Genomic DNA, 14,562 nt, shown 5'->3' with positions numbered 1-14,562 from the left:
GACTTTCCGAAATAAAGTACAGTCATTTCGGAAAGCGCAACTAATAATTGACCCATTTTTTCTGTGCAATCCATTGCCCCAGCGTAATCAGCATAACGAAAATGAACATGATGACCGCCATCGAGGAGGAGTAGCCGACTTTCAGATTGACAAAGGCTGTTTCATACAAGTACCACAGCATCATCGTCGTGGAGTTAATCGGGCCGCCCTGCGTGAGTACGGCAATGATGTCGAACACTTTGAACGTCGAGATAATGCCCGTAATCAGCAGGAAGAAGGACGTCGACGAGAGCAGCGGGAACGTAATGCGCCGGAATTTGACCCAGGCGTTCGCACCATCGATCTCGGCCGCTTCGTACAAGTCGCTCGGAATCGCCTGCAGGCCGGCAATGTACACGATCATATTGAAGCCGATGGACACCCATACGGTAATCATCATGACCGAGAACAATGCAAAGCTCGGATCTGCAATCCATTTTGGCGGATTGGCGACGCCCAGTGCGCTGAGGAAGGAGTTAATCGGCCCATAGGACGGCTGGAACAGCACTTGGAACACGACCGCCACCGCAACAATGCTTGAGATGTACGGCATGTAGTACGCGACTTTGAAAAAACTTTTCATATACACATGCCGGTCGATCAAGATCGCCAGTACCATGGAGATGAGCATATACACCGGTACGACGAGCAGAAAAATCAAGTTGTTGACGACGGATTTCATAAATTTCTCGTCCTGCCACAGCTTGGCGAAGTTGTCGAAGCCTACCCAGTGGATGCCTTTCATCCCGGCCACAAAGTTCCAATCGGCCAAGCTCAGAATAAACGTTGCGAGAATCGGAAGCAGCACGAGAATGAACACCCCGAGCAGCATCGGACTGACGAACAGGAACCCGGTAAGCGTTTCACTTCGTTGAAGTGAACCCTTTTTTCTTTTTCTCCCGGAAGCCAAGGCCTCCGGACTTGTTACTACGGAATCAACTGCGTTGCGCATAGCCGTTCACCTCAAATCCAGTAAGTTGAGATCATTATAGGGGAAAAAGGCAGCCCGGATATAACGGTATTTTGTGCATCTACACCGTTATTTTTACCTAAATGCGGGCGATTTCGCGCAGGCGGATGGGGCTCGTGTCGCTTATGATGGCGGGAGACCAAGCATAGAGGGGGTAAACCACTCCTAATTCTTATCTATCCAGCGTTTGCCGGAAAATAAGCGTACCAAACCACTTCTATCTGGGAAAAAGAGCCGCAAATCTGCGATATTTCCATGCTGAGAAGTGGTTCACCACTCTTATTTCTTTCGGATTGGCGTGGGACGCTGCAATAAGCGTGGTTTACCACTCTTATCCTTGGGCGTCTCACTTCCCTCCAGCCACTTCAAGCACACAAAAAGCGAGCCAACGCCGATAACGGCATTGACTCGCTCTTTTGGTCCTGCTCCGCTCCTACGGGAGCAAATTCGCAATAGCTTGCGAAGTTTGCCCAGTCTACGGGAGCAAATTCGCAATAGCTTGCGAAGTTTGCCCAGTCTACGGGAGCAAATTCGCAATAGCTTGCGAAGTTTGCCCGGTCTACGGGAGCAAATTCGCAATGACTTGCGAAGTTTGCCCGGTCTACGGGAGCAAATTCGCAATAACTTGCGCGCTCTCCGCGCGGTTCATTTTCGCCTGCGGCGCAAACAAGTTGCCGCTGCGGCCGCTGATGAGGCCCCATGCTTGCGCAGCGCCTACGGCGCTCTGCGCCCAGTCTCCGATCTCGCCTTGATCGCCAAAGGCGCTTGGACTGGTCGGTGCTGTCGTCTTGCCATGCAGGTATTCGTACGCCCGCACGATCATCACGGCCATTTCTTCGCGCGTTACGTCAGCATCCGGTGCAAAGGTATCGGACGTGCGTCCGGTCACAAGGCCGGCTGCGCTCGCCTTGGCCACGGCGTCCGCATACCATGCGTCAGCGGTAACGTCTTTAAAACTTGCAACATGGCCATCTGTTAAGCCAAGTGCACGTACGAGCATCGCAGCAAACTGTGCACGCGTCACGTTGCCCTGCGGGTTGAAGTGCGTATCGTCTACGCCATCAATGATATGCTTCGCCGCCATTTTCTTGATAATGCCGTTGGCCCAGAAGCTTGCGCTCACATCGGCAAACGTTTTGTTATACTCCAGCACAGCGTACTTGGAGAAGTGGCTGACTTTCGCAACCATCATGCCATCTACCAGCTTCCCGCCGATAAATTCAAGCTTGCCGTCATCCGCGATATAGTAGATACCCAGTAGATCAGGGTTCGCATTTGGATCTACTTTTAGCGTAAGAACCAACGGTTCCTTGAATGTAGTAACTGGAATCTTCGTACCGTCCGCCGAGACAACGCTCAGGCTGAAATTATAGACTTCACTTGCTGCTCCCAGCTGAACGCCGGTTGGACTGCTAAGTTTGCCGACCGTATCCTTCGAAACAGCCACGGCTGAAATTTGAATCTGCGTCCCCTCCGAGCTGCCTCCGGCTGCCCCTTGGATGCTGTTCAGTGCTGCTTTGGAGAACTCGATCGAAAGCTTCGGCAGGTCCAAGCGCAGCCCGTTGTCGTCCATTTTCTCGGCAGCGTCTGCAGGGAGCACCACGGTCTCGATGCCTTCCGAGACTTTCACGGCTACGGTGCCGTTCGTCGCATTGCTCACATCATTGTTACCGAGAACTAGCGTATTAGCAGGTGTTTCCGGAAGAGCAGGTGCTGTTGGCGTCGTATCTGGTGTCGGATCAGACGGAGTCGTATCTTCGCCATCATTCGGAGTCACGATAACCGTTCGAGTAATTTCCAGCGCCGCATTGCCCGCCAAGTCGCTGACGTTGTAATGGTACACATACGTACCCGCCACCGCTGTATTTACACCGGCAACAGGATTGCCATCCTTCGTCACGGTCGTCACGATCCGGCTTGTAATGCCGCCGTCACGGTCATCCACAGCTGTTGCGCCTGCATCTGTATAGCTATCGCCCGCAGTCAGGTTAACCACGGACTGCCCTGTCAATGTAATCACAGGAACCACCGTATCCAGGTCTTCCACGATGTTGACCAGACGCGTCACTTCAAGTGCGGCATTACCCGCCAGATCGCTTACATTGTAGTGAACGACGTAAGTTGCTGAGGTCACGGTGCTAATCGCTGGAACCAGATTGCCGTTGTACGTAATCGTCGTCACGGTGTTGGCTGTAATATCGCCATCACGATCATCCGCTGCCGTTACCCCCGCATCCGTGTAGCTGTCGCCTGGATGGAGATTCACAATCGGAGAACCGAGAAGCGTGATCACAGGTTTCTCGGTGTCCGGACCTTCGGACTCCGCATCCTTTTTCGAAATCAAGATCCAACTCAACTGTGCGTCGGTGTTGCTTCCGGATTTTGCAGGAGAAACCGTAATATCCATCGTTCCGGCATTGTCCATCACAATATCTTTGTGCTCCGCAACTTTATAAGCATCCGTGATAATTCTGCCGGATTCAACCGTAGTTCCATTGATGGAGGTGTTGACCACCCGATTGGATTGCGAGTACTGGAACCAAGGATCATAGAAGCCGATGTACACATCGTAATCGCCCTTGGCGACGTCAAATTTATAAGTCAGATTTCTGTCCGTAGTGCCTGTCACATAACGCAGGCTTTGGAAAATATCCGTCGTGCTCGCTCGGACCGCGCTGTTCGAACCCACATATCCCCACGTGTTTCCGATTTCAGGATTGTACACCTGATCGGTCACGTCATGTTGAAGAGACTTGCCTGTAGCAGCCGTGTAAGCATTAACCAACTCGGTATATTGCGCCACCGCACTCGTCTCCGGATTCATGAAGTAAAGCACATTGTCCGGCAGCGTGACTGTAACCTGATAATCAACTGTGCTGCCTGCCACAGCCGAACTTCCACCAAGCGTGCCTTTGACCGTCGCAATTCCCAAAGACAATCTCGCCGCCTCAAGACTCGCCGAATCCCAGCTTACCGGCACGTTGGAGTACGTTATCGAACCTTTCTTCACATCTAACGTATCCGGCAGTTGGAGCGTCTCGCCCAATTTGAATGTGTGGTCGCTAGTCGTCAACACCTGCAGAGGAGCTAAGTTATCCAGCACATCAAGCGTCCAGTCGCTCAAGGTCTGACCTTCAATGTGCGTTCCGTTTGCCGAGATTTGAACCGGAATCCACACATAGCCGGATGTATCCAGCGCTTTTTGAATCCAGCGGTCTCCCATGTAGATGAAGAGGCCGTTCTCCGGATCGTAAGGAATCACCGCTGTCGATTGTGTACGATACGAAGTATTCGTGGTGTCATTCGGGAACGGATTGCCGAGCTTCGTATATGGCGTAAAGGTTTGGCCGCCGTCCGTCGTGTTGCCAAAGATGTTATTGGCGCGGTAAACAATCGACGGATTCGGATCCCAGCCGGTCGTACCGGATGTGATTAAGTAATAATATCCGTTATATTTGAAAATCGCCGGCGCTTCTCTGCTCGTATCCGGAAGTACGCGAGCTGTGAATGTCTCGCCGCGCCCTTCGGTTCCGTTTGTGGCAGGTGCGGTATACGAATCGTTCAGCAGGGAAATGTACATATACTTGTTCTCTTCGCTGGAATAGATCGCATACGCCTTGCCGTCGTCATCCTTAAACACGGTCATATCGCGCGCCATACCCTTGCTTGTATCGTAGTAGCCGTCGACATCATTCATTCTCTGCGCATTGACAAGCTTGAACGGGCCGAATGGCGAATCCGCTACAGCAAAGCCCATTTGCGCACGGCTATACCGGCTTACACCAGTATCCGCTGCTGGCGTATTTTTTAAGGTATCGAAATTTTCCACGATCCGCGTATCCGCCGGTCCATCCACGTGATACACGAGCACATATTTCTTCGTTTGATCGTTGTAGAGCAATTTCGGACGCTCCATTATCGTGTAATACGCATAGGTGCGATCAAACGCGAGCTTAAGACTGTCATTATCGTAGCTTGCCGTCTTGTAGTTGAAGCTTGCATCGTTAGCCCGGCTGTAATCCGGATGCACGCCTCGATCTACGTAAGCCTGCAGGAAGTCACGGGCATAATCGATGTCGGACTGCGTCAAAGGCTGACCCAGCTCGTTTGTTCCCGAACCGGCTGTCCCCATAGCGCGTTCTTTCAGCGCCGCAAGCTGCGTTTCGCTCACTTGAACGCCTTGCCCGTCAGCCGTTTTCTCTACAGGGAACACACGATGAGGATACAGCGCTACGCCCATGTCCACCCAATTATACATGTCCTTGGACGCATACGTGTGAATGCCCCCAATCGGCCGGCCGCCATACGTCTTGTCTTCACCGACCCATACCCATGCCCCGTCGCCATTAGCCGGAGAGGCTGTATACGTCGGCACATTGCCGTTCCAGGCGACATTGTCAACCCAAGTGACTTGACCGCCATGCGCCTGAATTGGTGCACCGTTCGTATCGAACCAGACATCGCTGTTCTCGCCGGCTACACCGCCTAAGGACGTGTAGGTTACAGGCGCTGCCGGAGCGCTCAGCTCCTCGACGGCAAGCCAACTGATCGCTGGATTTTTGTTCGTCTTACCCGCTCCCGGACCGGACGTATAGGACCCTGCATCGGTCAGTACATATTTAACATCGGTTGCGCCTTGCGGCAGGTTTAGCGTATAGGTCACCTGCTGAGAGTGCCCGGTATGATCCAGATGGAGACGATTGACAATCTGGGTAACCGTTTCACCATTCAGCGTATACGTTATTGTTATCTTGATCGGCATTTCATTGCTCCACCACAGACGGTGATAGGAGGTAAAGCGGTAGCTCTTTCCGCCTTCCAGCCCATCAAGCTGATAGGACAGCGTGGATAAAGGATCGCCGCCGTCAATCATAATGCCTGTCGCATTTTTATCCAGATCGGACTGAGCGGACTTGTTGATAATCGGTTTGGTCACTCCGTTGCTGCCGAGTGCGATATAGCCCCACCCGGAATCGGAGTTGTAAACCTGATTGGTCGAGCCGTTCAATAATGCACTGCCCGTCAGCTTTCGAACGGCATCGTAGACATAGGAATTTGCAGCGCCGGCGTCAATAAAGTATTTCACATTAGACGGCACAACTTCCACATAGGCGGTAAATTGCTTCTCGACACCATCCATATATTTGCCGTACACCGTAACGGTTGCATAAGGCGTGGCAAAATCGGCTGCCGTCATCCCGTTATTGCCATCTGTCGTCCATGCTGTTATGTCATACTCGGGTCCTCCGTCAACAAGGCGAATCCGAGTCGGCAACTGCGGAACGGCATTCACATAAGTCGCATATAGTTCTGTCGTGCGAACTGTAGCTGAATTTTGTACAAGCCCCCCCACCGCGTTGGTCAAGGCCTGCAAAGCCGTGTCAACTTGCTGCTGCGTCGCATCCGCATTGCCAAGCACGCTCAGCGCTCCGGCAAGCGCATCCTGGAAGCTGCTCCAGCTTTGCTGCGTATAGTTGTCGTTCACTTTATTTTTATTGCTGTCATAAAGCGCCTGCAAGGCCGATTTGTCAGCCGGCTGCGCCTGGATGACCTCCGACAAGCCCACAAAGGATAGAAGCGGCGACTGGTTGTTCGTTTTGGCAACCAGTTTCAATTTGAGTGTGCCGGCCTGTTCCTTGGTCACGGTGTAACTTTTCACCGCATCGATTGTCGGGCTGGTCAATGTAAAAGTATCCATCAGCACACTTTTACTGTCATACTCCAGATAAACATCGGCCGTTCGCGTGACCGACCACCAGTCATGGGTGCCAAATGTCAGCGCGTATTTCCCGGCAGGCAAATTGTCGAACGAATACGTAAGGTAGGCGCCGTTTGCATTCGCCGTATAAATCCCTGTCGTCGTTTGCTTGCTGTAAGGACCGGTGACGATACCTTTAAAGCTGACGGACGCCGCTCCGCTGGCATTGAATCCGGCGTAGCCCCAGCCCGTAGAAGCGTTATACGCTTGGTCCGGCGTATTGTTCAGCAGCGCTTTGCCAGAAGCTGTCGCAAGTGCCGCAACCGCCGTATAGGCAGGCGAGTTATAGCCTAATGCACTGGCTGCCGTCGCGTTCAGATCGGCAAAATACAACAGGTGCTCAGGAACTACTTCCACGTAGCACACCGTCGTCAAATTACCGTAAGTGCCGGTTACCGCCACAGTTGCGTAGGCCGTATCGAAGCTCAGACCCGTCAAATTCCAATTCACGGTCACAAGCTGCTTCGAGCCGTCCTGCAGGGTCGCTTCAACCTTCTGAGGGAGGGTTGGGAGCTGGCCGACGTAAGTCGCCGCATAGAGCGGTGTGGCGAGCGATTGCATATTGCCCGTGAACAGCTGATTCTGAGCGGCAGTCAAACGTGCCGCCAGCTGGCTTGCGCCTTCCTGATCAAGCCGGAAGGAAACCGGGTTGGCGAGCGCCGCTTGCGCAGCTGAACGTGCTGTCTCGAAGAGCGTCCAGTTGTTGTCAGTAAACTCATCCTGACGACTGACCGTTTGAGCTGTCGTCACTGCATTCTGGAGTGTCGTCACATCCGGCGCAGCCTGCACGCCGCCCGACACAACGGCAACCGCATCTACGGCGAGCGTGCCGCTCACGACTTTGACCTGCACCGTGTGCTGGCCATTGCTCAATCCGCGAAGCGCATAGGTCTGATACAATTCCTTCGAGGCAACCGTTGCTGCCGAAACCGCTACAGTTTGCCCGTCAACAGTCACATCCAGCTTGGCGGACCCGTCATTCAATCCGAGAATATCCAGCCCTGTTCCTGTAAATGTGTAGGATAGCGCTGCGTTTGCAGCCTGGCTTGTCGAGATGGATCGTTGGTACACATACATACCTTGCCCATTCTGGTGGCTCCATGATCCGCTGTACACCAGTTTGGTTGCCGGCGGGGAAGCCAGATCGTTCATTTCCAGACCGTCGAGCAGCTCCGAGTAGTACGGCGCATAGCCATCTACCGTCTCCACGCGCAAATTATCAAAACGAACATTATAGTATCCGCTTGCGAGATCGACCCGACCGGACAATTTCGGTGCGCTATCTGTGTAATCCGCAAGCTTCACATTATCCACATAAGCGCTGATTGTAGCGCCGGCAACCTGGACTGCAATGTTATGCACAGCATCATAAGCCGTGTTGAATCCATCAATCTTCACGCCGCCGGTTCCAGTGGCCGCATTGCCGCTCGCAACGGCGCTATTGTTGACTAATAACTGCCAACCCCCGTCGAACCAGAACTTGAGCACATAAGGTGTACCCGTAATCGAGTGCGAGCTGCCGCCCCCTTGCGAGCGCGCGCCGATTGCCGCATAGTTCGCACCGCTTTGTGTGCTGTTGTTTTCAAAAGAAACATCGATACTGGCCTTGTAGTTCATCCATCGATTGTCACCGATGCCAGTGACGGGATCGCCGCTATTCCAGCTGCCGCCGAGGCCCATGCTGACCTTATCCACTTGCTGACGCAGCACGTAGTTCGTCGATCCGTCCGGCAAATACGCTTCGAACGCGCCATTGCGGTCGGAGGTGTAGCGCGGAATAACGCTCTTACTGCCGCCACGAGAATCAATATAGCTTTCGCTGCCCGCGATTTGGCCGTCTGCGCCAAGGACAGGAACGGTTTGGCCGGTGTAATCGAAACTATCGGCATACAGAATTTTATCCGTCGTGTTTTGAACCGCTCCAGTCGCATCCGTATCGAGTACGGTACGCTCGCCTTCCACAGGCAGCGGTTTCGCAAATTCCGCATCGCCATGCTTCGGCAGCGTGGTCACGGTCACGATCGAGTACGGCTTCACATGAACGGTGTAAACGCCGCCGCTATCTGCGTTCGCATTACCCAAATATTTTAAATAATTGCTGTTAAAAGCTGCTCCCTGATCCGCTGCGCGGGTCTCCCATACTTCCATCGCCGGGTTGCCCGTATAGCTCATATTCAGTGCCTGGAGCTTGTAGGTTTTCTCATATTCGCTGTCATTCACGATCACTGTCGAGAAGTTGCTCTTGTCGGGTGCGGCCAGCGTCATGTAGCTTGGCGTTCCGTTGCGCCCGCTGACAGGGTTCGTTCCCGATGCGCCGGTGTAGCTCGCTTGCGGAACGGCCCGCCAAATGCCCGCCGTATTGTTGGCGTTTTCCCAGCCTGTATTCGCAAAGTCGCTGAAATGCCTCAGAATGACAAGTCCTGCGTCATAATGCATCCAGCCTGACCAAGGGTCGCGTGCGCTAAGCAATTCTTTAAAAGAATACTGGCCGCCTTCGTAGAAGGAGCCGATCGCCGGCTGGTAAATAAAGTGGGTCCGACGGGAGTTTACGAAGCCCTTGATAATCGTGTTGCCCATTTCCAGCGGGCCGCCGGTTCCGCCGATGCCTGTGCCGGCTACGGAAGGGTCCTTCATGTTGTTGTTCGGACGGAAGGCCGAGTTGCTGAAAGTCGCCTGCGCCTCGCTGTTCCATACTTCTTTATCAAGCTGATCGGCAAGCTTTTTGAAATTGCCTGCGCTGTCGTCATCGGTATTGTAGTGATAACCCGCGACGGCCACGGCATCCCGCAGGGTCACGTCGCTCACCATGGTGCCGCCGAACGAGCCAATGCCCACTTCGTCGGAAATGACGACTTTGATGCTATTGTAGAGCGATTTTTCCGTATCGTTATCGAACCCTGTACTGTCTGACTTCACCTGACTGGCGTATTGCTTGGTCCAAGTCAGATCTGGCGCGCTCTCGTTCACGCCCGGGTTCACGTAATCGACCATATAGCCATACTGGCGATAGGCCGTCAGAATCGTATTTTTGTACCAGGTATAGATTTTATCGTTCGAATTCGCCCACCCCGGCGCGTTCCAGCGCAGGATGCTCACCTTGAGGTTCGGATTCACCTTCTTCGCGTCGGCCGCGAGCTGGAAGCCGGGATGTCTGGCGACATTGGCTGCTTCATCGGCCGTCCGCATCGTCGCAGGATCCGGGCCCGTCGAGTTGTTGCGGTCGTTGCCCATCTCAATCTTCACATGGTCGATGAGCGGATGATCGCCGCCGAACAAAGTGCGGATCATTTCCACGTAAGCCTCGGGATTCTCGGATTTGTAATCCATCAGGAGCGCGCTGGAGCTGTTGCCGCTGAGTACGCCAAAGCCTTTGAACGTGAGACCATTGAGATTGTCGGCCTTCACATCATTGCCGTCCAGCGTAACTCTCACCGTCGAAGACGCTGCTAGTTGGGCATCGACAATCGATTGCTTGATGGCCCCCTTGGCAATTGCGAACCAGCTCAAGATCGGCTTCTCGTTATCGACGTAGGCATAAGTCAATGTGACCGGAGCCGTACCGTCCATATCCGCAGGAAGCGTAAACTCACTGGACATGGATTTGGTTGCATTGGTATTCAGCTTATCCAGCGTAATCGTTTTGGTCGTGCCCGCTGTATCCTTGTACTCGATTTTGGGCCCTATCCCACGAGAGCGAGAGCCATACCAGTCGTAAAAGCCGCTGGTAATCGTATAGGTACCGGCCTCGGGCGCTTGCAGCTTATAGACAATGTCATTGTTCGCAGAGCGAAGTCCAACAACCCAAATGGACGGATCTGTCGCAGGATTCGTTAGATTCCCATTTTGCGAATTTTTTACTTTTTGTGTGGTATCGTCAAAGCCCCAATTTGTCGTACCGCCGACATACTTCTGATCGGGAACCTGATTCAGCAAACCGATACCGCTCAGTTGCTTTACCGCTTCGTACACCGGCGACGAAGTAGCCGGCATGCTGTAGGAATCGCCGCCCCGGCCGCTGTCCACAAAATAAACCAACGGATTGCTTGCCGGCGGAATGACTTCCACGCTGGCCGAAACCGACTGGCCCCCGGCCGTACCGGTAACCGTCACCGTGTCGTAAGGCACGGCAAATGCGTCATCGCTGATGCTCCAGGTGACAGGCGTACTCTGGCCGTCAATCTGAACTGTCGACGGCAGCGTAGTACCTGTCGTGGAACTTGACCCCATATAGGCAGCTGCATAAACGGGAGTCACCGTGGCCGCTGAAACCGTCGGCAAACTGAATGCCGGGATTAATTCAAGCACGAGCAATGTACTCATAGCAATTGCGCCGATCTTGTTCCTGACCAAATGCTTCATGCTCATTCACATATCCTCCTTGTACGACTTTAATTGCATATTGCACATTGTAGCGGGATACGGAGACTCTGGCATGCAACTATCTTTACTGATCGTGTGGTTATTTTTACTTAATGAACATAGGCCGATGACGCGAATACGAAAAGCGAGCCAACGCCATTTCCGGCATTGACTCGCTTTATTCGTCCAGCTTAAGTACCGAAAACTCTCCATGACTCAATACCTGTTGAGAACGTGGATTTAGCTGTCACATTGACGCGAATCTTGGTCGTCGATACCGGCGTGAAGGTCGTTGTATTGTACTGATTCGGCAGCAAACCTAAGCCGGATGGACTCGCAACATTGACCCATGCCGTGCCGTTCCAATATTGAATGGTATAAGAAGCAGGGAGATCGATACCTTGGTCATCATCAAACCAGTAAATCGCAGTACTGGAGAGCGTCTTCGCAGAGGAGAAATCGTATTGCACCCACTGCGTCGTACCTGGGTTATCCCAGTTGCCGTACACTGCGTGTCCTCTGTCATTTGAACTCGTTGGCGCATACCCGTCATTCAGGCCAGCAAGACTTTCCCATGCCGATACGAAGGATGTCGTGGCTGTGCCTTGCGGGGCTACATCAACAGGTCCTGATGATGTGCCGGCTTGCAGCTTAACATCATAAGTAGCACCCGTTCCGATATTAAGACTTACAACCGTTTTGGCACCATTGGTCGCAGTGACCGTCCCCGTGATGGCATTGTTCACCAACACATTGTACGTACCCGCAGCAAGCCCGGTAAACGTTACTTTGGTCACATGGGCGGAAGATGGCGTTGCATTTTTCAATGTAAAATTCACATCGTTTTTAGCTGTCGCCACAATGGCCGAAGTGTACTGATCTCGCTCAAGCTCCATCGAGAACTTTTCGGTAATCAGATTTAGACGTTTGTTTAAACCGTCTTTGGGGGTAATCGTGTATTTCCCGCTGTTCAGCGTAACATCGGCCCCGTAGCCATACAAACCAAAAATCGGGTCCACGGAAACATCGGCACTTAATACTTTTAAAGCACCGAACAAGCCCAAGTCGGCTTCCCCGCTCATTCCCCGCCAGCCATTGAATAAAGGCCCTCCGTCAAGTCCAAGTGCGCCGTAGTTGCCTTTGTTCGCCTGATACGTCCAGGACACCGCGCCGATATTGGCCGGGTCGCTGCTGATCTGGCCGGAGTTGATCGCGCTCACGTTGGCGATTTTCGCCGCATAGGACAAGCGCTGCTCGACTTCCGGCTTCGTGGAGCTCGTTCGGATCCAATCATCCATCGCATAGCCGGCCAAGGATGTGCTGTACTGGAAGTTCCACCAGTTATCGCCGGTAATGGTCACGGGATCCGCATAGTAGTACCAGACTGGCATATGCCCGCGCGAGGCGCGTGTTTTGGCATTGATTTTTCCTCTGATGGTGTTGTTATTATTCATCTTGGCCAGCATATATACCGACTCTTCGCCGGTATTGTCGTAGCTGTACTCCGAGCCGTAAGGATAAGCGCTTGCGGAGAAATTGGCATATTTCGTCGCCATTTTGCTGATGATATCGTTGGCCTGCGTGGTATAGCCCTCCGCTTGCAGCGCTTTAATAATGTCCGGCGTCGTCAGCTCACCCATGAGCCCCGTCGACCAGTTGTACGCCACAGGACCATCATAGAGAGCTTTGAAAATATTATAAGCCCGCAGCAAATAGGTCGTCGCCGGGTATTTGTACGTGATCAGGTTCGGATACAGCTTCGCGATTTTATACATGCTGAAATAGGTGTTATAAATATGCGGGTAGGCATAGCCCCGATACGTCGGCGTCGTATTCGGCTGCGGCATCAGGAAGTCCGGCACCAGATAGTCGGTGTGATGGCCTGCCATCAGGTTCGTCCACACCGCGGTCTCCAAATAATTATCGACCGCCGTAACCTCGGAAGCGACCGGATTCAGCGCGTTCTTTTCCGCCAAAAATTGACCGTGCGTCAAGCCCCAATCGTCGCCCCAGCCCCAATAACCGGCAAAGCTGTTACGTTTGGCTTTATTTTGCATCATCCAGTCGTCAAACACTTTATCCCGGAGGTCGCCGGGAAGATTCCACTGTTGATTGTTCACCATGAAGGTGGCATGGCGCTGCAGCGCCGTATCGATCGGTTCGATGGCGTAGAACTGGAGCACCGTTTTTTCACCTGAACCGTATTGCACCGTGATGTTGTTCTGTCCGAGATGCGACATGCTGAGTTGATAGAGCTTATGATTCGTGCCCGTTGTGCCGAGTGAGGTAACCGTGGTCTCGGATGGGTATTGCGGCGTGATGGCTGTAATCGTTTTGGAGGTGTGCAGGTCGAATTTGGCCGTTTGGTTCGTCGGTACGATCATGCCCGGCACCACATTAAAATCAATCATGCCCTCGCTGTAAAGCCGATCCTGAACCGCGTACTCGTCAGCCACCTTGAAAAACTTAAACGCATACGTTTTACTCGCGCCCGGCGCAAGCGTTAAGCTTGTGTTCGGCAGGTAGCCCCGGTTGTTGCTTTTGATGACATTCGAGTGGATATAATAAACGTTAAGCCCCTTGGCATAACCGCCTTGATCTGCCGCCCACTTGCTGCCCGGGTGCTCCTCCACCCGCCAGTTATCTTGATATTCAAGTCCTGCCCCCGTTGTTGCATCTGGTACCATCATCAGGAAGGGCCCGATGCCGCTAGGTCGCTGGGCAATCAAGTACGAGCTGTTATTCCCTATAAACGCATGAGAGATTGTGCGCGTTTCGTAAATTTCATCATTATTGCCAGCCGTGAAAAACTCGTTAAAAGGCAGCGGAAGCCCAAAATCGCCGATTTCCAGCGTCTGCGCGCTCGTGTTCGTCACCGTGATCTGCCATTTCAAATAATCGCTGGCGAGCGAGTAGCTTTCATCCACTTTGAAGTTCTTGATGCCGGAAGCGTTCGTGGAGTTCTGGTAGCTGACGGTAATGGTCGAGCCGCTTTGCGTGACGGTGCGGGCGTCGCTCGACTTGCTCGTGAGCGCTTCCGTCCAAGCGCCTGTGCCGAGGCGATACTTGAACATCAGTTCACCGGCCCATTGGTGATCGGCCGTATTTTGATTCGGCGCGTTCGTCGCATTCATCACATAATTCGTTGGGTACGTGTCGCCCGTAAGCTTTAAAGACGTAATTTCACCGTTCGTTCCCGTCTCGACGTTGAAGTAGCTGTTCGAGATCGTGTTCGCCGACACTAACTGCGGAATTAAAATGAGAGCGCTTGCAGTAATGGCCGAGGCGAAGAGCGTTTGTACGGATTTGGATGTTGCAATGTGTTTCCACCACATGTTCCAGGGTTGTCTCAAGCTTAAACCTCCTTAAAAGAAATGTTAGATTTCTTCCGTCACATCATGCTGTCGCGATGCACTTCAGATTGGCTGTGCGATCC

General features: G+C 53.0%; 3 protein-coding genes and 1 pseudogene. All 4 read right to left on the bottom strand.

The window, feature by feature from the left end; translation table 11 throughout:
- Positions 1–40: 40 nt before the first annotated feature.
- Positions 41–991, bottom strand: coding sequence for a carbohydrate ABC transporter permease (locus ABE504_RS00785; RefSeq protein WP_430083116.1), 951 nt, complete (start codon positions 989–991; stop codon positions 41–43).
- 619 nt (positions 992–1,610) lie between these two features.
- Positions 1,611–11,132, bottom strand: a complete 9,522-nt coding sequence (locus tag ABE504_RS00780) for an S-layer homology domain-containing protein (protein ID WP_430083113.1) — start codon at positions 11,130–11,132, stop codon at positions 1,611–1,613.
- A 185-nt stretch (positions 11,133–11,317) separates the two neighbouring features.
- Entirely contained in the window at positions 11,318–11,635 is a 318-nt protein-coding gene (locus ABE504_RS00775) for a discoidin domain-containing protein (protein WP_430084707.1), read from the bottom strand.
- A pseudogene (locus ABE504_RS00770) lies at positions 11,621–14,461 on the bottom strand (DUF5695 domain-containing protein); the annotation flags it as partial. The gene ABE504_RS00775 and the pseudogene ABE504_RS00770, both read right to left, overlap by 15 nt.
- Positions 14,462–14,562: the final 101 nt, after the last annotated feature.

Source organism: Paenibacillus oryzisoli (assembly GCF_050467285.1).
Classification (GTDB): Bacteria; Bacillota; Bacilli; order Paenibacillales; family NBRC-103111; genus Paenibacillus_E; species Paenibacillus_E oryzisoli_A.
This window is presented reverse-complemented; position numbering and strand designations above follow the sequence as displayed.

Bases quoted from the DNA above. Each gene is read 5' to 3' on its own strand.
- ABE504_RS00785 (WP_430083116.1), bottom strand. From the start codon at position 991: ATGCGCAACGCAGTTGATTCCGTAGTAACAAGTCCGGAGGCCTTGGCT.
- ABE504_RS00780 (WP_430083113.1), bottom strand. From the start codon at position 11,132: ATGAGCATGAAGCATTTGGTCAGGAACAAGATCGGCGCAATTGCTATG.